Here is a 21,538-nt window from a genome sequence, read left to right as displayed (position 1 = left end):
GGACGCGCCGGACCACGCCGGCGCCGCCCGTACGCTGGACGGATGGTCCTCCGCCCCGTCCGCGCACCCCGCGGGCCGCGGGCGCTGCTCACCGCCCTCGTCGGCGCGGTGCTGCTCACGCTCGGCTCGCCCGCCGCCGTCGCCGCCACCTCCTCGACGCCCGTGCCGGCGGTGCCGTCGCCGCCGCCCGCCGCGCAGCCGGTCGTGCTCGTGGGCGTCGGCGGACTGCGCTGGGACGACGTGGACCGCTCGGGCACGCCGACGCTGTGGCGCATGGTCGACGAGGGGTCCGTCGGCTCGGTCTCCGTGCACACGTCCGCCGACCGGATGTGCCCGGTCGACGGTTGGCTCACGGTCTCGGCGGGCCGTCGCCTGCCGCCCGTCGTCCGGCCCGACGCGCCCGGGCCCGCCGACGACGCCCCGGGCGGCCAGGTCGACGAGGGTGTGGTCGACGCCTGCCCGTCGGTGCCCGAGGTCGGGCCCGGTGGCACCCCCGGCCCGGCCGGTGTGACCGGCTGGGCCGAGCTCGTCGACCCGCCGGCCGACGACGTGCCCCCGGGTGCGTACGGCACGCCCGGCACCGTAGCCCGGCTCGTCGCCGCCACGCAGGTGTGCACCACGGCCGTCGGGCCGGGCGCCGCGCTCGCGCTCGCCGACGAACAGGGCGCCCTCGCCCGCTACGCGCAACGCCTCGGCGCGCTCGCGGACGACGCGCTGCGCGCGTGCCCGGTGACGGTCCTGGACGGCGGCGAGCTGCCCGCCGACCGCGCCGACCGCCGCACCGCCCTCTCACGCCTGGACGACGACCTGCGTCGCGTGCTCGCCGCCGTCGAGCCCGGCACGCGCGTCGTCGTCGCGGGAACCTCGGACGGCAGCGCCGAGGAGGCGGGCCTGCTCGCGGTCGTGCAGTGGGACGCCGGCGGGGGCACGGTCGGCTGGCTGACGTCGGACTCGACGCGCCGCACCGGCATCGTCACGCTCACCGACCTCGCGGCCACGCTCGCCGACGCGGCCGGTGCGGACACCTCGGAGCTCGACGGCGCCCCGCTGCGCGTCGGCCCCGAGCGGCGCATGACGGCCGACCGCACCGTCGAGAACCGCCGCTACCAGACCGAGCTGACGACCGTCGCGCCGCACCTGCTCCCGCTGCTGCTGGGCGTCGTGGGCGGTGCCTGCCTGCTCGTCGTCGCGGCAGTCGCGGTGCTGCGCCGCCGGCACCGCCGCCCGCCGCCGGCGCTGCGGGGTGTCACCGTCGCGGTGCTGCTGCTCGGTGCGTGCGCGCCCGTCGGGGCCCTGCTCGCGGCGCTGTCACGCTGGTGGGGCTCACCCGCGCCGCTGTTCGCCGCGGCCGCCTGGTGGGGCGTCGCGACCGTCACCGTCGCGGTCGCCGCGTGGGGCGTGTCGCGCCTGCTGCCGTCGAGCCGCTGGCGCCTGGCGACCGGCGCGGCGGGCGTCGCGTGGGCGGTCGTCACGGTCGACGGCGTCACGGGCACCGTGCTGCAGCAGGGGTCCGTGCTGGGCATCTCGACGCTCGGGGCCCGGTACTACGGCTTCGGCAACACGACGTTCGGCGTGTACGCCGCGGCGGGTCTCGTGCTGGCGGCGGGCCTGGCCGCGTCCGCGGTCGACCGCGGGCGTCGCCGCCTCGCGGTGGGCGCGGTCGCCGCCGTCGGCCTGGTGTCGGTCGTCGTGGACGGCTGGCCGGCGTTCGGTGCCGACTTCGGCGGTGTGCTGGCGCTCGTGCCGGCGTTCGCGGTGCTGCTCGTCGGCGTCTCCGGGGGAGTGGTCGGGGTGCGGCGCGTGCTCGCGTACCTCGGGGTCGCGGTGGGCGTCGTCGCCATCGTGTCGGTCGTCGACTGGGCGCAGCCGGGCCGCGGGTCGCACCTCGGGCAGTTCGTGCAGCGCGTGCTCGACGGGGACGCGTTCGACGTCGTCGCGGGCAAGGCCGCCGGGGCGTGGGCGACCGTGGCGCAGCCGCTCGGGGTCCTCGCCGCGCTCGTGTGCCTCGCGGTGTGCGCCGTGCTCGTCGGGCCCGACCGCTGGCGCCCGTCGCCGCTGCGCGACCTGTACACGACGTGGCCGCTGCTGCGCCGCACGATGCTCGCGGTCGTCGTCGTCGCGCTGCTCGGCTCGCTGCTCAACGACTCCGGCGTCGTGGTCGCCACCGCGGTCCTCGCGGTCGCCGGCACGCTGCTGCTCGCGTCGGTCGCGCAGCACCGCTGGGAGCCGCTGCCCGACGACCCCGCGGCGGTCCGCGCACCCGTCCACCGCATGCCGGCGGTGGTCGTCGCCACCGGCGGCGGGATCGTCGCGACCCTGCTGCTCGCCACCGTCGTCGTCCCCCTGCCGGTCGCGGTCGCGGGCGACGTGACACGGTCCTCCGGCGCCGCGGCGGTGCCCGCCGACGCACCCCTCGTGCTCGTCGGGACGTCCGGCGTCGACTGGGCGCGCGTCGACCGCACGATCACGCCCACGCTGTGGGGCCTGCTGCGCGACGGTGCGCCCGCGGGCGGTGTGACGCCCGGCGTGTCCGGTCGCAACGCGCAGTGCCCGGCCGGCGGGTGGCTTGCCCTCTCGTCCGGGCGGGCCGCGGTCGCGGGGCAGCTCGTCGGCGCGCGGTGGCAGTGCGTGCTGCCGCAGGTGACGCCGGCGCCGGGCGGCGAGGCGACCGTGGCGGGCTGGGACGACCTCGTGGCGCTGCAGTCCCGCTCGGAGTTCCGCCCCCGGCTCGGGGCGCTGGGCGCCGGGCTGGCGTCGGCCGACGGCTGCAGCACGGCGGTCGGGGAGGGCGCCGCGCTCGCGCTCGCCGCCCCCGACGGCACGGTCGCGCGCTACCGGACGCTCGAGGAGGCGCTCGACGACCCGCAGGACGCGTTCGCGTGCCCGACGACCGTCGTCGACGCGGGGTCCGGCAGGCCGCGGGAGATCGCGACGAGCCTGCTCCTGGTCCCGGAGGGGGTCGACGCCGGGGCACCCGACGGGGCCCCGGACGGCGACGCCCCCGAGGACGAGGTCCCCGACGACGCCGGGCGGGACGGCGACGCCGACACGCTGCAGCGTCTCGACCGCACGATCGGGCAGGTGCTGCGCGCCGTGCCCGACGACGCGACCGTCCTGGTCGTCGACACCGGGCGCGCGTCGTCCGGTCCCGCCGTGCTCGGCGTCGGCATCGGCGACCCGGCCACCGGTGCCGGGTACCTCGGCACCACGTCGACCCGCTGGGTCGGGGTGTTCCGGCTCCTCGACCTGCCGGTCGACCTGCTCGACCACGCCGGGGCACGTGTCTCCGACGACTTCGCAGGTGCGCCCGTGCGGGTCGACGGCAGCCGCCCGGCGGCCGTCGCGACCACGGTGCGCCAGCTCGCTGACCTCTCGGTGCGTGACCAGGCGCTGCGCGGCACCGCGGGGACGGCCACGACACCGGCGCTGGTCGTCGCGCTGCTCGTGGTGGTCGCGGCCCTGTGGCTCGGGCCGCGTCTCGCCCGCACCCGGCCCGCGCGTGCCGAGCGGCTGCGACGCGTCGCGGACGCGCTGCTGCTCACGCTCGCGGCGCTGCCCGTCGGCCTGTTCCTCATGACGACGACCTCGTGGTGGCGGTTCGCCGACCCGGACCGGACCATGTGGCTCGCGCTGGCCGGCGCGACGGCCGCGGTCGCCGGCGTCGCCGCCCTCATGCCGCGCCGCCCGCTGACCCTCGGCCCGGGCGTGGTCGCCGGCGTGACGTTCGTCGTCCTGACCCTCGACGCCGTGCTCGGCACGCCGCTGCACCGGGGCAGCCCGCAGGGGCCGGCCGTCACGCTCGGCGGGCGGTTCTACGGGTTCGGCAACCCCACGTACTCGTTCTACGTCGTCGCCGCGCTCGCGACCGCCGCGATCGTCGGGTGGGCGCTCGTGCAGCGCGGCCGTCGGACGCTCGGCACCGTCGCCGCCGCGCTGGTGTGCGGGGTCGCGCTCGTCGTCGACCTGTGGCCGGCGCTGGGTGCGGACATCGGCGGCGGGCTCGTGCTCGTCCCGGCGAGCCTCGTCGTCGTCCTGGGTGTCGCGGGAGTGCGCACGACGTGGCAGCGGCTGCTGGGCGCCGGGGCGGCCGGCGTCGCGCTGGTCGGGGCCATCGCGGTGCTCGACTGGCTGCGGCCCGCGGCGGAGCGCACGCACCTCGGGGTGTTCGTGCAGCGCGTCGTCGACGGGTCCGCGTGGGAGACCGTCGCGCGCAAGCTCGGGTACGCGGCGGCGACCGTCACGAGCGGCTGGGTCGCAGCCCTCACGCTCGTCGTGCTCGTGCTCGTCGCCCTCCTGCTGTGGCCGCGCTCGCGCGTGCGCCTCACGGCGTGGGACCGGCTCGAGCGGCGCTGGCCCCCGGCGCGGCCGTTCCTCGTCGGGATGCTCCTCGCCGGGATCGGCGGCGGGCTCGTCAACGACTACGGCGTGCGGATCGCCACGGTGATGCTGCTGGCCGCCGTGCCGCTCGTCGGGACGCTCGGGCTGCGCGCGCTCGCCGACGACTACCCTGCGAGCGCACCCGTACCCGCATCCGCACCTGAACCCGAACCCGCACCTGAACCCGTACCCGCACGACGACCGGACGGCACCGATGCCCGCGAGCCCGCCTGACACCCCGCTGCGCTACGCCTACCTCGGCCCGGCGGGCACGTTCACGGAGGAGGCGCTGCGTCAGGTCGCGTCGCCCGAGGAGGCCGGGTATCTGCCGCAGACCGACGTGGGCTCGGCGATCGCCGCGGTGCGCGCGGGCGAGGCGGACCGCGCGGTCGTCGCGATCGAGTCGACCGTCGAGGGCGGTGTCACCGCGACCCTCGACTCGCTGGCCACGGGTGACCCGCTCGTCATCGTGCGCGAGGTGCTCGTGCCCGTGCAGTTCACGCTCGTCGCGCCGCGCGGCGTGCGGCTCGCGGACGTGCGCCGCGTCTCCGCGCACCCGCACGCGTGGGTGCAGTGCCGCCGCTGGCTCGCCACCCACCTGCCGGGAGCCGTGCACGTGCCGGCCACGAGCAACACGGCCCCGGCGGCGCTGCTCGCCGAGTCGGGCGGCGCCGGAGCCCGGCTCGCGTTCGACGCCGCCCTCGTCCCGCCCGCGGCGGTCGGCACGTACGGCCTCGCGCCGCTCGCGCAGGACGTCGCGGACAACCCGTCGGCGCTCACGCGGTTCGTCGTCGTCGCCCCTCCCGGGGCCGTGCCACCGCCCACGGGCGCCGACAAGACGACGCTCGTCGTGCACCTGCCGGACAACGAGGCCGGTGCGCTGCTCGCGATGCTCGAGCAGTTCGCCGTGCGCGGCGTGAACTTGTCGCGCATCGAGTCGCGGCCGATCGGCGACGCGCTCGGCCGCTACTCCTTCTCCATCGACGCCGAGGGGCACGTCACCGACGAGCGCGTCGGCGAGGCGCTCATGGGCCTGCACCGCCGCTGCCCGTACGTGCGGTTCCTCGGGTCGTACCCCCGCGCGGACGCGGTCGAGCCGCTCGTGCACGTCGGCACCGCGGACGCCGACTTCGTCGAGGCGCGCGCGTGGCTCGCGCGCCTGCGCGGGGGCGACACCGCCTGAGGCGTGACACCCCGGCGCGGCGCCCGCTAGCGTGCCCGCACGCCCGGCGCGGGGCCGGGCACGTGACGCGAGGGAGCGACATGAGGCGAACCGTGGGTGTGCTGGTGGCCGCCGGCCTGCTGGTCGTGGGGCTGGCGCCGGGGGCGTCGGCCATGAACAAGACGGACCTCATCGAGGCGGTCTCCAGCGAGGCGGAGCTCCGGCCGGCGAAGGCCGGCTGACGCGGCCGGCGGGTCGCGGGCGGGGCGGCGCCCGGCGCTCAGCCCGCGACGCGCACCACGAGGGCAGCGGGGTCGACGCGGGCCGTGACCTCGCTCGCGCGGCCGACGATGTCCCCGTCGACCTGCACGTGCTCCCCGCCCGCCACCTGGATGCGCGCCCGGCGGGCGCGCGCGTGGTCGATGCGCCCGATCTTCGCGGCCGACTCGTTGCGCACCCCGACGCCCTGCAGCACGACCTCGCCGAAGAGCTGCGCCCATCCGGCGATCCCGCCGCGCGTGTCGATCGACGCGATGTCGAGCACACCGTCGTCGAGGACCGCGTCGGGCAGCAGCGTGATGCCGCCGGGCAGGCGCCCGCAGTTGCCGACGAGCAGGCTGCGCGCGCGCAGCTGCTGCGGGGGGTGGTCGTCCAGGGTCAGGCGGACGCGCAGGCGGCGCCCGTGGAGGTGTCGCACGCCGGCCATGAAGTAGGCGATCCAGCCGACCTTGGCCTTGAGCTCGTCGTCGGCGTCGGCCACCATCGCGGCGTCGAACCCGAGGCCTGCGATGACGAGGAAGATGTGGTCGCGCGGCACGTCGGTGTCGTCCGGCAGGTCGTCGGCGGCCTCGGCGATGTCGTCGTCCATCTGCGACTCCCACCGCTCGACGCGCAGCCAGCCGACGTCGATCGGCTTGTCGACGCCGTCGAGCGCGAGCTGCAGCGCCGCCAGCGGGTCGCCGACCGGCACGTCGAGGTTGCGTGCCAGCAGGTTGCCCGTGCCCAGCGGCATCAGGCCCATGGGCACGCCCGTGCCGGCGAGCGCCTCGGCGACCGCGCGCACCGTGCCGTCGCCGCCGACGGCGACGACGAGGTCGGCGCCCTTCTCCACGGCCTCGCGCGCCTGCCCGACGCCCGGGTCCTCCACGGTCGTCTCGAGCCACAGCGGCTCCGGCAGGTACTGCTCGGCGGCGGCCTTGCGGACCGCGGCGCGCAGGTCCGCCACGTCGGGCTTCGACGGGTTGGCGACGAACGCGACGAGCTGGCCCGCCGGCCGGTCGACCGCCTCCGTCGCGGCCGGTGCGGCGGGCGAGACCCGCGCCCCCAGCGCCCGCTGCTGCCGCCAGACCCACAGGCCCAGCCCGACGGCGACGAGCGCCAGCACCCCCGCCACCACGGCGACCCACGCGACCCACGTCATGCGGCGCAATCTACGGCCCTCGGGGCCCCGCCGCAGGTCGGCGCCCACCCACCACCCGCCGACCGGAACCTGACTCCCCGGATCCGGCCGCGAGCGGTGAGCCACGTTCCGCTCGGCGAAGGAGCTGCGCGCCGAGCGGAACGTGGGTCACCGGGTCGTGCCCCGGACGGTGAGTCAGGTTCCGGTCGGCGGGGTGGTGGTGCGGCGGCGATCGGAACGTGAGTCCTCGACTCGGGAGCGGGTCGGTGAGTGGTGTTCCGGTCGGCGGGGTGCGGGCCGGGCGGGGTGGGTGACGTCCGGAATGGGGGCGAGCGGGACGGTGCGAGGTCGGTAGGGTCGTGCAGGTGATCGATCTGCAGCTCCTGCGTCAGGACCCGGACGTCGTGCGCGCCAGCCAGGTGGCGCGCGGGGAGGACCCGCACCTCGTCGACGAGGTGCTCGACGCGGACGCGCGCCGCCGCTCCGCCCTCACCGGGTACGAGACCCTGCGGGCCGAGCAGAAGTCCCTCGGCAAGCAGGTCGCGCAGGCGTCGGGCGACGAGAAGCAGGCGCTGCTCGCGCACACCAAGGACCTCGCCGCGCGCGTCAAGGCGCTGCAGGCGGACGCCGACGCGGCAGCCGAGCGCGCGACCGAGCTCGCCCGGCGCATCGGCAACGTCATCGAGGAGGGCGTGCCCAGCGGCGGCGAGGACGACTACGTCGTGCTCGAGCACGTCGGCACCCCGCGCGACCTCGCCGCCGAGTACGGGCCCGACTTCGTCGTCAAGGACCATCTCGACCTGGGCGAGGGCCTGCGCGCGATCGACACCGAGCGCGGCGCGAAGGTCTCGGGGTCGCGGTTCTACTTCCTCACCGGCGTCGGCGCGCGCCTCGAGCTCGCGCTGCTCAACGCGGCGATGGACCTCGCGACGCGCCACGGCTTCGTCCCGACGATCACGCCGACCCTCGTCAAGCCCGAGGTGATGGCCGGCACCGGGTTCCTCGGTGCGCACGCCGACGAGATCTACCGCCTCGAGGCCGACGACCTGTACCTCGTGGGGACCAGCGAGGTCGCGCTCGCGGGCTACCACGCGAACGAGATCGTCGACCTGACGGGCGGCCCGCTGCGGTACGCCGGGTGGAGCGCGTGCTACCGGCGCGAGGCCGGCTCGTACGGCAAGGACACCCGCGGCATCATCCGCGTCCACCAGTTCCACAAGGTCGAGGCGTTCGTCTGGACGCGCCCCGAGGACGCCGCCGCCGAGCACCGCCGCATCCTCGACCTGGAGAAGGAGATGCTCGCGCTCGTCGACCTGCCGTACCGCGTCATCGACACCGCCGCCGGCGACCTCGGGTCGAGCGCCGCGCGCAAGTTCGACTGCGAGGCGTGGCTGCCCAGCCAGCAGCGGTGGATGGAGGTCTCGTCGACGTCGAACTGCACGACCTTCCAGGCCCGCCGCCTCGGGGTGCGCGAGCGCACGGACGACGGCACGCGGACCGTCGCGACGCTCAACGGCACGCTCGGCACGACGCGCTGGATCGTGGCGATCCTCGAGAACCACCAGCAGGCGGACGGGTCGGTGCGGGTGCCCGAGGGCCTGCGGCCCTACCTGGGCGGCCTCGAGGTCCTGGAGCCGGTCCGGTGAGCAGGCACCGGCTCGTCGCCCTCGACGTCGACGGCACGCTCATGTCGTACGACGGCGTCATCAGCGACGACGTGCGCCGGGGCGTCACCGACCTCGTGGAGGCCGGTGTGCACGTGGTGCTCGCGACGGGCCGGGCGGCGCACTCCGCGGTCGCGGTGGCGCACGACCTGGGGCTGACGCACGGGTGGGCGGTGTGCTCCAACGGTGCCGTGACGGTGCGCCTCGACCCCGACGCCGAGGACGGGTGGAGCGTCGCGCGGTCGGTGACCTTCGACCCCGGCCCTGCGCTGCGCGCCATCGCGATGGAGCTGCCCGACGCGCTGTACGCGGTGGAGGACCTGGGCGTCGGCTTCCGGGTGTCCGCGCCGTTCCCGCAGCACGAGCTCAGCGGCGAGCACACCGTCGTGCCCTTCGACGAGCTCGCGGCCGCGCCGGTGACGCGCGTGATCATCCGTGCACCGCAGAGCACGCCCGAGGAGTTCCACGAGATCGTCGAGCGCGTCGGCCTGCACGAGGTGTCGTACGCCGTCGGCTGGAGCGCGTGGCTCGACCTGGCGCCCGGGGGCGTGTCGAAGGCGTCCGCGCTCGAGGAGGTGCGCCGCGACCTGGGCGTCGAGCCCTTCGCGACCCTGGCGCTGGGCGACGGCGAGAACGACGTCGAGATGCTGCGCTGGGCGGCGTGCGGCGTGGCGATGGGGCACGCGCTCGACGTGGTGCGGGCGGCGGCGGACGAGGTCACGGGCACGATCGAGGACGACGGCGCCGTCGCGGTGCTGCGACGCGTCCTGGTGTGACGCGGGGCGAGCCGTCGGCGCGACGCCGGGGCGACGACGCACGGTGACGATCCGCACCCGTTCGTGACCTTCCCGGTGGGTTCGTGACCCAACCTTCTCGTCGTGACCCGATCGTGACCGCTTCGGCCGTGTTTCGGTGTTGCAACGGTTGCTGAAACGTACTTGTGTCGTTCCCGACAGGAGCCCGTCGCGAGCCGACGAGCCACGACCACGAAGACGTGGAGGTCTACCCATGAAGCGCATCCATCGGCGGCGTGGACTCGCTCTCGCCGCATCCGTCGCCGGCCTGGGCCTCGTGCTCACGGCCTGCTCGAGCGGGGACTCGGGCGACGGGGGCACGGGCGGCGGCGACGACAACGCGTCGGCCGACTGCGAGGCGTACGAGCAGTACGGTGACCTCGAGGGGACCGAGGTGACCGTCTACACCTCGATCGTCGCCCCCGAGGACCAGCCCCACATCGACTCCTACAAGCCGTTCGAGGACTGCACCGGCGCCACGGTCGTCTACGAGGGCTCGAAGGAGTTCGAGGCGCAGCTCCTCGTCCGGCTCGAGGCCGGCAACCCGCCCGACATCGCGTACATCCCGCAGCCCGGCCTGCTGCAGACGATCGTCGAGGACTTCCCCGACCAGATCGTCCCCGCCTCCGAGGGCACGGTCGCGAACGTCGAGGAGTACTACGCGGAGTCCTGGAAGGGCTACGGGACGGTCGACGGCACGTTCTACGCGGCCCCGCTGGGCGCGAACGTGAAGTCGTTCGTCTGGTACTCGCCGGCCGTCTTCGAGGAGAACGGCTACGAGATCCCCGAGACGTGGGACGACCTCGTCGCGCTGTCCGACCAGATCGTCGAGGACCACGCGGCCGAGGGCAAGAAGCCGTGGTGCGCGGGCATCGGCTCCGGCGACGCCACCGGCTGGCCCGCGACCGACTGGCTCGAGGACCTCGTGCTGCGCACCGCCGGCGGTGACGTCTACGACCAGTGGGTCAACCACGAGATCCCGTTCAACGACCCGCAGATCGCCACGGCCCTCGGCGAGGTCGGCTCGATCCTCAAGAACCCCGACTACGTCAACGGCGGCCTCGGCGACGTCTCGTCGATCGCGTCGACCACGTTCCAGGACGGCGGTCTGCCGATCGTCACGAACGGCCTGTGCTTCATGCACCGCCAGGCCTCGTTCTACGCGGCGAACTTCCCCGAGGGCACGACGGTCGCCGAGGACGGCGACGTGTTCGCGTTCTACCTGCCCGGCCCGGACACCGAGACGCGCCCGCTGCTCGGTGGCGGCGAGTTCGCGGCGGCCTTCTCCGACCGTCCCGAGGTGGCGGCGTTCCAGGCGTTCCTCGCGTCGCCGGAGTGGAACAACGCCAAGGCGATCGCCACGCCCGGCGGCGGCTGGGTGTCGGCCAACAGCGGCCTGGACCCGGAGAACCTCACGTCGGAGATCGACCAGCTGTCGGCCACGCTGCTGAGCGACACCTCGCAGGAGTTCCGCTTCGACGCGTCCGACCTCATGCCGGCCGCCGTCGGTGCAGGCGCGTTCTGGACCGAGATGACGGCGTGGATCGCCAACGACAAGGACGACGCGGCCGTCCTCGACGCCATCGAGGGCGCCTGGCCGTCGTCCTGACGACCGTCCGCGGTGCCGGCTGACCCGCCGGCGCCGCGGACGCAGGGGCCCGCCCGCACGCCGGGCGGGCCCTTGCGCGCCCCTCGCCCCCCGCCGCACCGCCCTGCCGGCCACCTGCCGGCACCGTCCTCCGGAGGCAACACGTGGACCGGCTCGTGGAGCAGCTGCCCGACTGGATGCTGCAGGCGGACTCGCCTGCGGAGAAGCTCTTCCTCATGGCCTTCGCGGTCGTGCTGTTCGTCCTCGTCATGGGCCTGGTGCTCCTGGCGGGGGAGAAGATCCGGCGGCTGCCGGCCTGGAGCGTCGCGGCGCTCTTCCTGGGCCCGGCCGTCGTCATGATGTGCTTCGGGCTCGTCTGGCCCGCGATCGAGACGATCCGCACGTCGTTCCACGACCGGACGGGCCGCAACTTCGTCGGCCTCGACAACTACGCGCAGGCCCTGACGCAGAACGAGTTCCAGATCGTGCTGCGCAACACCGCGGTGTGGGTGTTCGTGGTGCCGGTCGTGGCGACGTTCATCGGGCTGGTCTACGCCGTGCTCGTCGACCGCACGCGCTTCGAGCGCTTCGCCAAGACCCTCGTCTTCCTGCCGATGTCGATCTCGATGGTCGGCGCGTCGATCATCTGGAAGTTCGTCTACGAGTACCGCCCGGTGCTCGAGAACGTGCCGGCGGAGAACCAGCCCGCGCAGGTCGGTCTCATCAACCAGGTGCTCGTGTGGATCGGGCTGCCGCCGCAGCAGTTCCTCATCGACCCGCCGCTCAACACCCTGTTCCTGCTGGTCGTCATGGTGTGGATCCAGGCCGGGTTCGCGATGACGGTGCTGTCGGCGGCGATCAAGGCGATCCCGGACGACATCGTCGAGGCGGCCCGCCTCGACGGGCTCGGGGGCCTGCGGATGTTCCGCTTCATCACCGTCCCGAGCATCCGGCCCGCGCTCGTGGTGGTCCTCACGACGATCGCCATGGGCACGCTCAAGGTCTTCGACATCGTCCGCACCATGACCGGCGGCAACTTCGAGACGTCGGTCGTCGCGTTCGAGTTCTACCGGCAGAGCTTCACGCAACGGAACGCCGGCCTGGGTGCGGCCCTCGCCGTCATCCTGTTCGTCCTCGTCATCCCGATCATCGCGTACAACGTGCGCCAGCTGCGTCAGGCGGAGGAGATCCGATGAGCGCCGTCAGCACCGACCTCACGGTGGACACCGGGAGCGGCAAGAAGCTCACGCGGCTCGAGCGGCGCGCGGTCGAGACGCAGGGGCGGCTGAGCTCGCCCTGGGCGTCGTTCGCGGCCATCGTCATCGCCGTCCTGTGGACCGTCCCGACGCTCGGTCTGTTCATCACGTCGTTCCGCCCGCAGAAGGACATCGTGTCCTCGGGCTGGTGGCAGTGGTTCACGAGCCCGGGCGCGACGCTCGAGAACTACACCACCGTGCTCACGGGGTCGTCGACGAACCTCGCGACGTTCTTCGTCAACAGCCTCGTCATCACGGTCCCCGCCGTGCTCATCCCCATCTCCCTGGCTCTCCTGGCGGCGTACGCGTTCGCGTGGATCCCGTTCCGCGGGCGGGGGCTGCTGTTCGTCGCGGTGTTCACGCTGCAGGTCGTGCCCATCCAGGTCACGCTCATCCCGCTGCTGCGCACCTACGTGGGGTGGGGCCTGGACGGCACGTTCTGGACCGTGTGGCTCTCGCACTCGATCTTCGCGCTGCCGCTGGCGATCTTCCTGCTGCACAACTTCATGCGGGACGTGCCGGCGTCGCTCGTGGAGGCCGCGCGCGTCGACGGCGCCGGGCACGTGCGGATCTTCTTCTCCATCATGTTCCCGCTGCTGGTGCCGGCGATCGCGTCCTTCGGGATCTTCCAGTTCCTGTGGGTGTGGAACGACCTGCTCGTCGCGCTGACGTTCGCGGGCGGCACGCAGGACGTCGCGCCGCTGACCGTGCGCGTGGCCGAGCTCGCCGGCACGCGTGGCACCGAGTGGCACCTGCTGAGCGCGGGTGCGTTCGTCGCGCTCGTCGTGCCGGTCATCGTGTTCCTGGCGCTGCAGCGGTACTTCGTGCGGGGTCTGCTCGCGGGGTCGGTCAAGGGCTGACGTGCGGCGGGCGGACGTAGCCTGGCGTCGTGCCCGCGCCCCTGCTGTTCGTGCTGTCGGGCCTGACGCAGTACGTGGGCGCCGCGGTCGCGGTGGGCCTGTTCGGCGTGCTGCCGGCCGCGACGGTCGCGTGGCTGCGGGTCCTCGTGGCCGCGGGCGTGCTCCTGGCCTGGCGGCGGCCCTGGCGCGTGCGCGAGCTGTGGGAGCCGGCGCGGCTGCGCGTGACGGTCGCGTTCGGCGCGGTGCTGGCGGGGATGAACGTCGCCTTCTACGTCGCGATCGACCACCTGCCGCTGGGCACCGCGGTCGCGCTCGAGTTCCTGGGCCCCGTGGCCGTGGCGGCGGTGACGGGGCGCGGGTGGCGTGACCGGGTGGCGATCGCGGTCGCGGCGGTGGGCGTGGTGCTGCTCGCGGGCGTGAGCCTCGACGCGGGGCCCGGCGCCGTGGCCGGGCTCGTGGCGATCGGCGTCGCGGCCGCGTGCTGGGCCGCGTACATCGTGCTGGGGCGGCGCGTCGCGCGCGCCGGCGGTCCGGGGCCGTCGGGCCTCGCCGTGGCCATGGCCGCCGGTGCGCTGCTGTTCGCGCCGTTCCTCGCGGGCACGTCGGGTCCCGTGCTGCAGGACCCGCGGCTCGCCGCCGTCGTGGTCGTCGTCGCGGTGTGCTCGTCGGTCGTGCCGTACGCGGTCGAGCAGGTGGTGCTGCGGCGCGTCACCGCCGCGACGTTCGCCGTGCTGCTCGCGCTGCTGCCCGCGACCGCGGCGGTCGTGGGCGCGGTCGCGCTGCGCCAGCTGCCGCACGGGCTGGAGCTCGTCGGGCTCGTGCTCGTCTCGGGGGCGATCGTCCTGTCGGGGCGCGGGTCACCCGCGGGCCCCACGCCGGCGGCCGGTGCGGACTGAGCGTCAGCGGACGCGCGTCACAGGTACTGGCCGGTCGACGGGCGCAGGTCGTCCGGGCCCTCGTCCGCGTGCGGCACCGTCAGCCCGCCCGGTCCGGGGACGTGCCCCGGCGGCAGTGCGCGCCGCATCTGCGTCAGCTGGGCCTGCGCGGCCATCTGCTGCGCGACCAGCGCGGTCTGGATGCCGTGGAACAGGCCCTCCAGCCACCCGACGAGCTGCGCCTGCGCGATCCGCAGCTCCGCGTCGGAGGGTGCCTGGTCCTCCGTGAACGGCAGCGTGATGCGGTGCAGCTCCGCCAGCAGCTCGGGGGACAGTCCCTCCTCGAGCTCGTGCAGCGACCGCTCGTGGATCTCCGCGAGGCGGGCCCGCGCGGCGTCGTCCAACGGGGCCGAGCGCACCTCGTCGAGGAGCTGCTTGATCATCGTCCCGATGCGCATGACCTTGGCGGGCTGGCCCACCATGGCGGCGACGTTCTCGTCGCCGCCACGCGCACCGTCGGGCGCGTCCGTGCCGGGACCCTCCTGCTGCGGCGGGACGACGACGACGCGCGGCTGCGTGCCGGACGTGCCGGGCTCGTCGGGACGGGCGGGGGCGGGCTGGTCGTGGTCCACCCGCACATCATGGTCGACGCGGTCGGGCGCCGCAGCCCTCGCGGCTGGCTAGTGTGGGCCGATGGCGTGGCTCGGCACCCCGGCGCACCACCGCTGGCTCGAGAGCGAGACGGACCGGCTGTGGGCGTTCGCGCGCGCGTCGCGCGCCCCGCACGGCGGCTTCACCCGGCTCGACGACGTCGGGCGCCCGCTGCCCGGGCCGCGGGAGCTGTGGATCACGTGCCGCATGACGCACGTGTTCGCGCTCGCTCACCTCGCGGGGCGCCCCGGCTCGGGCGGCCTCGTCGACCACGGGCTCGCGGCACTCAGCGGGACCTTCCACGACGACGAGCACGGCGGCTGGTTCGCGGAGGTCGACGGGGACGGCACGCCCCGCGACGCGTCGAAGGCCGCGTACCCCCACGCGTTCGTCGTCCTGGCCGCCGCGAGCGCGACCGCGGCGGGCCGGCCCGGTGCGCGTGCGCTGCTCGACGAGGCGCTGACCGTGCAGGAGCAGCGCTTCTGGGACGACGCGGCCGGCATGGTCGTCGAGGAGTGGGACCGCACGTTCACCGACCTCGACCCCTACCGCGGCGTCAACGCCAACATGCACACCGTCGAGGCGTACCTCGCGGCCGCGGACGTCACGGGGGACCGCCGCTGGCTCGACCGGGCGCTGCGTGTCGTCGAGCGCGTCGTCCACGGCCTCGCGCGCGGCAACGGCTGGCGGATCCCGGAGCACCTCGGCGCCGGCTGGACGCCGGACCTCGGCTACAACGCCGACGTGCCGGCGCACCCGTTCCGCCCCTACGGCGCGACGATCGGGCACGGGTTCGAGTGGGCGCGCCTCACGCTGCACGGCCGCGCGGCCCTCGCCGCGCGCGGCGGCGACCCGCCGGCGTGGCTGCTCCAGGACGCGACCGCCCTGTTCGACGCGTCGGTGCGCGACGGATGGGCGGTCGACGGGGCGCCCGGCTTCGTCTACACCGTCGACTGGCAGGGCCGTCCCGTGGTGCGGGAGCGGATGCACTGGGTCGCGGCCGAGGCCGTCGCCGCGGCCGCCGCGCTGCACGCGGCGACCGGTGACCCGCGCTACGACGACCTCTACACGCAGTGGTGGGAGTACGTCGGGGAGCACGTGCTCGACCGCGAGGGCGGGTCGTGGTGGCACGAGCTCGGCCCGGACAACCGTGTCTCGCGCACCGTGTGGGTGGGCAAGGCGGACGTCTACCACGCGGTGCAGGCGACCCTCGTGCCGCGCCTGCCGCTCGCGCCCGCGCTCGCGCCCGCGCTCGCCGCGGGTCTGCTGGGCTGAGGCGGGTCAGGGCAGCAGCAGCAGCTTGCCGAGCACCTCCCCGGCGGCGAGCGCCTCGTGCGCGCGCGGTGCGTCGGCCAGGGGCATCCGCGCGTGCACGACGGGCCGCACGCGCCCGTCGAGGACGAGGGGCCACACGTGCTCGCGCACGTCGGCCATGATCGCGGCCTTCTGCGCGCCGGGGCGGTCGCGCAGGGTCGTGGCGATGACCGACCCGCGCCGCGCCATGAGGGAGGGCAGGTCGAGCTCGCCGCGGCGGCCCTGCTGCAGCCCGATGACGACGAGCCGCCCGCCCTCGGCGAGCAGGCGCACGTTGTCCCGCAGCGCGGGGCCGCCGAGCACGTCGAGCACGACGTCGACGCCGCGCCCGTCGGTCGCGTCCCGCACGGCCTGCGCGACGTCCTGCGCGCGGTGGTCGACGACGACGTCCGCACCGAGCGCCCGCACGCGCGCGCAGCGCTCGGGCCCGCCCGCGGTGGCCAGGACGCGGTGGCCCAGCGCGTGGGCGAGCTGCACGGCGACGGACCCGACACCGCCGGAGCCGCCCTGCACGAGGAGCGTCTCCCCGGGCGCCAGGCGGGCCGCGCGCAGGTTGGACCACACGGTGGCGAGGGCCTCCGGCAGGGCCGCGGCGTCCACCACGTCACCCTCGGGAGGGACGGGGAGGGTCAGGGAGACGTCCACGGTCACTCGTTCGGCGTAACCTCCGCCGGCGAGAAGGGCTGCGACGCGGTCCCCGGGCCGCAGCGCCGGCACGGGCGCCGGGGCGCCCGCCCCGGGCACGGTCGGCCCTGCCGGTGGGCCCATCGCGGCGACGACGCCGGAGACCTCCAGCCCGGGCCACGCGGGCGCGCCCGGCGGCGGTGGGTAGTGGCCGGCGCGTTGCAGCAGGTCAGCACGGTTGACCCCGGCGGCGACCACGTCGAGGAGGACCTCGCCGACGCCGGGCTCCGGATCGGCCACGTCCTGGACCCGCAGCACGTCGGGGCCGCCGGGGGAGGTGACGACGACGGCACGCACGGGTCGGACGGTAGGCCCGACCGGCGGGTGAGGTCGCGCAGGCGCGCCGGGGTACTGCGTCCCGGGACGACCGATCTGGGTGGTGGCACGACGTATCGGGACGGGTGAGGTCCGTGGCAAACTCAGGCGCCGGGCTAATGGTCCGGTGTCCAGGTACCGATGAAGCGCAGACGGCAGTCACCGGCGGTGGCTGCATGACGGACGCACGCGGTATCGCGCAAGCGTCCGACGTCGGGCGAAGGGAAAGGATCGACATGCTGCGACGGCTCGGCATCCGTGCCAAGGTCCTGGCGGTCCTCGCTGTGCCCATGATCGTCCTGCTCGTGGCCGGTGCGTACATCTCGTACTCCGCGATCCAGGACCTTCGGTACGCGAGGGCGACCCAGACCGTGGTGCGCACGCTCGACGCGCTGAGCCCGCTCACGGCGGCGTTCCAGCAGGAACGGATCCTGTCCCTCACCGGGGCGACACCGGAGGACGTGGCCGCAGCCCGCCAGCGCACCGACTCCGCCCTCGCGGACGCGAGGAGGGTCACCGCGGAGCTCGACCTCGGGGAGTTCCCCGACACGGTCGTGCGGGACTTCCAGGACCAGCAGAACGCGTACGGCACGGCGCTGCCGCAGCTGCGCGACCGCGTCGACAAGGCCGCGCAGCGCGTCATCGTGAAGAACGGGTTCCAGGACATCCTCGACGGTCAGACCCGCGTCATGGAGGGTGTCGCCAACTCGCTGCGCGACCGCGACCTGGCCGAGTACATCAGCGCGAACCGCGAGCTCCAGCTGCTCAGCGACGCCCTGGTCAACGAGTACGTCACCGGCATCGAGCTCAAGAACGTCGTCGCCGACAGCCCGGCGCTCGCCCGGAGCTTCCAGTCGCAGACGACCGCGACCGAGCTGGCCCGTGAGCGCGCCCGCTACCAGGTCGACGCGCTCGAGATCGAGGGCCTGGGCGTCAGCACGGGTGACCCGACCTCGACGCTGCTGTCGATGCGCGCCCTCTTCACGCAGGGGTCCGTCGGGGCGATCGCCACGGTCGACCTCAACGAGTGGACGACGCAGACGACGAACCAGATGACGATGATCGGCACGGTCAACGACGGCGTGCTGAAGGGCGCCGACGAGGTCGCCGCCGACGGTGTGACCACCGCCCGCGACCGCGCCCTCGTCACCGTCGCCCTCGCGCTCCTCGCTCTCGTCGTGTCGTTCTTCTTCGCCGTCACGGTCGCGCGCTCGATCGTCGTCCCGCTGCGCCGTCTCACCAGCGCTGCTGCCGACGTCCGCGAGCAGCTGCCCCGCCTCGTCGAGCAGGTCGCGACCCCGGGCGAGGGCCCCGAGATCATGCTGGCGCCCATCCCCGTCCGCTCCCAGGACGAGATCGGCCGCCTGGCACAGGCGTTCAACGCGGTCAACGCCACGACCGTGCAGGTCGCCCAGGAGCAGGCCGCGCTGCGCGGCTCCATCGCGGAGATGTTCGTCAACGTCGCCCGCCGCGACCAGGTCCTGCTCAACCGGCAGCTGTCCTTCATCGACTCGCTCGAGCGGGCGGAGGAGGACCCGGGGACCCTGGCGAACCTCTTCCGCCTCGACCACCTCGCCACCCGGATGCGCCGCAACGCGGAGTCCCTCCTCGTGCTCGCCGGCATCGACTCCGGCCGTCGCCTGCGCGACGCGATGCCGCTGTCGGACGTCATCCGTACCGCCTCCTCCGAGATCGAGCAGTACGACCGCGTCGAGCTCGACCTGCAGGTCGACCCCCACATGCTCGGCTTCAACGCCCTGTCCGCGGCTCACCTCCTGGCGGAGCTCCTCGAGAACGCCACGGTCTTCTCCGAGCCCGAGACCCCGGTCGTCGTCAGCACCGGCGTCTCCGGCGCCTCGGTCGTCGTCCGCATCGCGGACCAGGGCCTGGGCATGACGGACGCCGAGATCGAGGCCGCGAACAGCAAGATCATCTCGGTGTCCGCGGGCGACGCCCTCGGCGCCCAGCGCCTCGGCCTCTTCGTCGTCGGCCGCCTCGCCCAGCGCCTCGGCGCCGAGGTGACGCTCCGCAAGCGCGTCGGCGGGACCGGCACCGAGGCCTACGTGCAGTTCCCGAGCACGCTGTTCTCGGCCAACGAGGTCGGCTCGTACGGCGCGCTGCCGCCGAGCGCCGCCCCGGTGTCGTCGTCGGCCCTGCCCGAGATCGAGATCCCCGAGGTCCGCGCGGTCGACCTGGCCGAGCTCACCGACGGCGAGACGTCGCTCGGCCTGCCCCGCCGTCGCCGTGGCGACGACACGGGCGCCGCGCCCGTCGCGCAGCCGGCGGCGTCGGCCTCGGACGACGACGCGCCCATCCCGGTGCCGATGCTCAACGCGCCCACGGGCCTGCCCGCGAGGTCGCGCAAGACGTTCGACGAGGACAACATCGTCCTGCCGGTCGCGCCCGAGGCGCGCCTGTCGCCCGAGCTCTCGGTCGACACCGGCGAGTGGGCGCCCGCGGTCGCCGCGGCCCCGCTGCAGTCGGGTCTGCCGACCCGCTCGCGCGCCGCGACGCCCGCGTGGGCGAGCGAGCCGGACCCCGTCGAGGAGACGCGCCCCGCGGTGCCGGCCGACCCGGCCGCCCGTGCCGGCCTGTTCTCCGGCTTCCGCAGCGGCAAGGAAGCTCCCGTGCCGCCGCCCAGCGCGCTGAGCGAGAGCGCCCCCGTGCCGCACGGCGAGCAGTCGGCGAACGGGTTCGTCGTGCCGTCGCTCGCGCCCGAGGACGCGCCCGCAGCGTCGGCGGCCACGGCCGAGGCCGCCGGCGACTCCGGCTGGCCGGTGCCCTCGTGGCGTGACGGTGGCCACGGGCTGCCGAGCCGTGGCACCGCCTCGGCGGAGCCGGCCGCGGAGCCCACCGAGCAGTGGACCGCGCCGCAGACCGACTCCTGGACCGCGCCCGCCACGGACGACACGCCGTGGTCGCCGACCCAGGCCGAGGAGCAGTGGGCGGCCCCCGCGGCCGAGCAGGCCCCGGCCGCGTCGTGGGAGGCGCCGCAGGAGGACGCCCCGTCGTGGGACGCGCCGCAGGAGGACGCCCCGTCGTGGGACGCGCCGCAGGAGGACGCCCCGTCGTGGGACGCGCCGCAGGAGAGCGCCCCGTCGTGGGACGCCCCGCAGGCCCCGGCCGCGTCGTGGGAGACGCCGCAGGAGAACGCCCCCACCTGGGAGGCCCCGCAGGCCCCGGCCGCGTCCTGGGACGAGCAGCCCGCCGGTGCGGAGCACGACACGACCCCGGCGTGGTCCTCCGACGAGGAGACCGCCCCGTGGGCTGCCGAGCACGAGCAGGCCGCCGAGCCCGAGCTGACCGAGGCGCACGAGCCCGAGCCCACGTTCACGTCGTACAGCGGGTACTCCGGCTGGGCCGGCAGCAGCGACCGTCCCGCGCTGCAGTACACCGCCCCGTACGTGCCGTTCGAGCGCTCGCTCGACGAGGCCCGTGCCTGGCACACCGGCGCCCTGCCCGTCGTGCCCGAGCCCGTGCGTCCCGCGGAGCCCGCGTGGTCGGCCCCGGCCGCCCAGGAGGCCGGTTACGACGTCGAGCCCGAGCCCGAGGTCGAGGAGGAGGTCGCCGCCCCCTGGGCGCCGGTCGCCGCCACGCCGGCGCTCGAGCCGGCCGAGCCCGCGCAGAGCGCGTGGCAGGCACCGACGTGGCAGGACCAGCAGGCACCTGCCGCCCCGGCGCCCGAGCCCGCCCCTGCCCCCGCCCCGGTCGCGGAGCAGTGGCGCCCCGCCACCCCCGCGTGGGCCCGGTCCGCGGCGGCCGACCAGCCGACCCAGGCGTTCGCGCCCGTCGTGGATGCCGCCCCGGTGGCCTCCGCGCCGGTGGCGCCCGCGCTGGCGGCGCCCGCTCCCACGGCCGTGCCCGTGAGCGGACCCGCCTTCGGGGACGTCGTGGGTGCGGCGGACGACAAGCCCAAGCGGCGCTGGGGGAACTTCTTCAGCCGCCGCAAGGAGGACGACGCCGTCGACGACGCGCCCGCCGCGGCCGCACCGGCACCCGTCCGCACGTCGGCCTGGGGCCCGGACGGCGCGTCCTCGGCGGCTCCCGCCGCACAGCCGGCGCCCGCCGCCGGCTGGCAGGCCGCACCCGCGTGGGCCGCACCGGCGGCCCCGCAGGCGGCCACCCCCACCGTCCAGGAGGCGCGTCCCACGCCCTCGTGGTCGCCGCCGGAGTGGGCCGGGCGTCAGCCCGCACCCGCCTCGACGGTCCCCCACCCCTCCGTCCCGCCGTCGGCCGCCCCGCGCGTCGGCACGCTGGACGACGAGGTGGCAGCGATGCTCGCTCTCCGGTCGGACATCCAGGAGCAGGCTCTCTCGGAGCTCAGCCAGCTGTCCGCCTACCGGCCCAGCGCCGTCGGAGCGAGCGGTTCGGAGCGACTCACGAAGCGCGTACCGAGTGCGGTCCCTGCCGCACCGGCACCCGTCGAGGAGCGCCCCGTCCAGCGTGACGCCGAACAGCTGCGTTCTCGCTTGTCCAGCTTCCAGACCGGTACGTCGCGCGGTCGTCGCGCGGCGCACGGCCCCCAGGACGGTGACCACTCGTGATCCGACGAACCCGAGACCTCGGTGGCCCGTGTGTCACCGTGGACACCACGCCCGC

Annotated in this window: 14 protein-coding genes; 11 read left to right on the top strand and 3 right to left on the bottom strand. The window is 75.3% G+C overall.

The features are described from left to right. Positions 1-42: 42 nt before the first annotated feature. The 3 genes from CFLA_RS16095 to CFLA_RS20545 all read left to right on the top strand — a co-directional run bounded on the left by CFLA_RS16095 (position 43) and on the right by CFLA_RS20545 (position 5,781). Positions 43-4,611: a hypothetical protein gene (locus tag CFLA_RS16095; RefSeq protein WP_013118401.1), complete on the top strand. Its 4,569-nt coding sequence runs from the start codon at positions 43-45 to the stop codon at positions 4,609-4,611. Beyond that, the gene (pheA, locus tag CFLA_RS16090; RefSeq protein WP_013118400.1) at positions 4,592-5,560 is read left to right on the top strand and encodes a prephenate dehydratase; all 969 of its coding nucleotides are present in this window, start codon (positions 4,592-4,594) and stop codon (positions 5,558-5,560) included. The genes CFLA_RS16095 and pheA overlap by 20 nt, the downstream gene beginning before the upstream one ends. A gap of 80 nt (positions 5,561-5,640) precedes the next feature. Next, positions 5,641-5,781, top strand: coding sequence for a hypothetical protein (locus tag CFLA_RS20545; RefSeq protein WP_013118399.1), 141 nt, complete (start codon positions 5,641-5,643; stop codon positions 5,779-5,781). A 38-nt stretch (positions 5,782-5,819) separates the two neighbouring features. On the opposite strand, the gene CFLA_RS16085 is transcribed toward CFLA_RS20545, so the two are convergent. Then, the gene (locus CFLA_RS16085) at positions 5,820-6,959 is read right to left on the bottom strand and encodes a diacylglycerol/lipid kinase family protein (protein WP_013118398.1); all 1,140 of its coding nucleotides are present in this window, start codon (positions 6,957-6,959) and stop codon (positions 5,820-5,822) included. Positions 6,960-7,303: 344 nt separating this feature from the next. Here CFLA_RS16085 and serS point away from each other — a divergent pair, with 344 nt between their 5' ends. The 6 genes from serS (at position 7,304) to CFLA_RS16055 (ending at position 13,996) form a co-directional block, all read left to right on the top strand. Further along, a complete protein-coding gene (gene serS / locus CFLA_RS16080) occupies positions 7,304-8,584 on the top strand; it encodes a serine--tRNA ligase (RefSeq protein ID WP_013118397.1) in 1,281 nt (426 codons plus the stop codon). Beyond that, the gene (locus tag CFLA_RS16075) at positions 8,581-9,378 is read left to right on the top strand and encodes an HAD family hydrolase (protein ID WP_013118396.1); all 798 of its coding nucleotides are present in this window, start codon (positions 8,581-8,583) and stop codon (positions 9,376-9,378) included. Before serS ends, CFLA_RS16075 begins: the two co-directional genes overlap by 4 nt. Before the next feature lie 232 nt (positions 9,379-9,610). Continuing rightward, positions 9,611-11,005 carry an ABC transporter substrate-binding protein gene (locus CFLA_RS16070; RefSeq protein WP_013118395.1) on the top strand — a complete coding sequence of 465 codons (1,395 nt, stop codon included), beginning with the start codon at positions 9,611-9,613 and terminating at the stop codon, positions 11,003-11,005. A gap of 176 nt (positions 11,006-11,181) precedes the next feature. Next, entirely contained in the window at positions 11,182-12,180 is a 999-nt protein-coding gene (locus CFLA_RS16065; RefSeq protein ID WP_043601149.1) for a carbohydrate ABC transporter permease, read from the top strand. Next, a complete protein-coding gene (locus CFLA_RS16060; RefSeq protein ID WP_013118393.1) occupies positions 12,177-13,100 on the top strand; it encodes a carbohydrate ABC transporter permease in 924 nt (307 codons plus the stop codon). Before CFLA_RS16065 ends, CFLA_RS16060 begins: the two co-directional genes overlap by 4 nt. Positions 13,101-13,129: 29 nt before the next feature. Next, positions 13,130-13,996 (top strand): EamA family transporter, encoded by an 867-nt coding sequence (locus tag CFLA_RS16055; protein WP_013118392.1) that lies wholly within the window; start codon positions 13,130-13,132, stop codon positions 13,994-13,996. 17 nt (positions 13,997-14,013) lie between these two features. Here CFLA_RS16055 and CFLA_RS16050 read toward each other — a convergent pair whose 3' ends face one another. Then, entirely contained in the window at positions 14,014-14,613 is a 600-nt protein-coding gene (locus tag CFLA_RS16050) for a bacterial proteasome activator family protein (RefSeq protein WP_013118391.1), read from the bottom strand. Between the two features lie 55 nt (positions 14,614-14,668). On the opposite strand from CFLA_RS16050, the gene CFLA_RS16045 reads away from it, so the two are divergent. Beyond that, positions 14,669-15,901, top strand: coding sequence for an AGE family epimerase/isomerase (locus tag CFLA_RS16045; protein WP_013118390.1), 1,233 nt, complete (start codon positions 14,669-14,671; stop codon positions 15,899-15,901). Positions 15,902-15,907: 6 nt separating this feature from the next. Here CFLA_RS16045 and CFLA_RS16040 read toward each other — a convergent pair whose 3' ends face one another. After that, on the bottom strand, positions 15,908-16,921 hold the full coding sequence (locus tag CFLA_RS16040; protein WP_013118389.1) for an NAD(P)H-quinone oxidoreductase: 1,014 nt from the start codon (positions 16,919-16,921) through the stop codon (positions 15,908-15,910). 254 nt (positions 16,922-17,175) lie between these two features. Between CFLA_RS16040 and CFLA_RS16035 the strand changes: the two genes are divergently transcribed. Next, on the top strand, positions 17,176-21,483 hold the full coding sequence (locus CFLA_RS16035) for a HAMP domain-containing sensor histidine kinase (protein WP_013118388.1): 4,308 nt from the start codon (positions 17,176-17,178) through the stop codon (positions 21,481-21,483). The last annotated feature ends 55 nt before the right edge of the window (positions 21,484-21,538 follow it).

It is taken from the genome of Cellulomonas flavigena DSM 20109 (assembly GCF_000092865.1).
Lineage (GTDB): Bacteria > Actinomycetota > Actinomycetes > Actinomycetales > Cellulomonadaceae > Cellulomonas > Cellulomonas flavigena.
Note: the sequence above shows the minus strand (reverse complement) of the source record. Positions and strands in the feature narration are given on the sequence as shown.

Coding starts and splice junctions, on each gene's coding strand:
- CFLA_RS16095 (WP_013118401.1), top strand. CDS start 43: ATGGTCCTCCGCCCCGTCCGCGCACCCCGCGGGCCGCGGGCGCTGCTC.
- CFLA_RS16085 (WP_013118398.1), bottom strand. CDS start 6,959: ATGACGTGGGTCGCGTGGGTCGCCGTGGTGGCGGGGGTGCTGGCGCTC.
- CFLA_RS20545 (WP_013118399.1), top strand. CDS start 5,641: ATGAGGCGAACCGTGGGTGTGCTGGTGGCCGCCGGCCTGCTGGTCGTG.
- CFLA_RS16045 (WP_013118390.1), top strand. CDS start 14,669: ATGGCGTGGCTCGGCACCCCGGCGCACCACCGCTGGCTCGAGAGCGAG.
- CFLA_RS16035 (WP_013118388.1), top strand. CDS start 17,176: ATGCTGCGACGGCTCGGCATCCGTGCCAAGGTCCTGGCGGTCCTCGCT.
- CFLA_RS16070 (WP_013118395.1), top strand. CDS start 9,611: ATGAAGCGCATCCATCGGCGGCGTGGACTCGCTCTCGCCGCATCCGTC.
- pheA (WP_013118400.1), top strand. CDS start 4,592: ATGCCCGCGAGCCCGCCTGACACCCCGCTGCGCTACGCCTACCTCGGC.
- CFLA_RS16065 (WP_043601149.1), top strand. CDS start 11,182: ATGCTGCAGGCGGACTCGCCTGCGGAGAAGCTCTTCCTCATGGCCTTC.
- CFLA_RS16060 (WP_013118393.1), top strand. CDS start 12,177: ATGAGCGCCGTCAGCACCGACCTCACGGTGGACACCGGGAGCGGCAAG.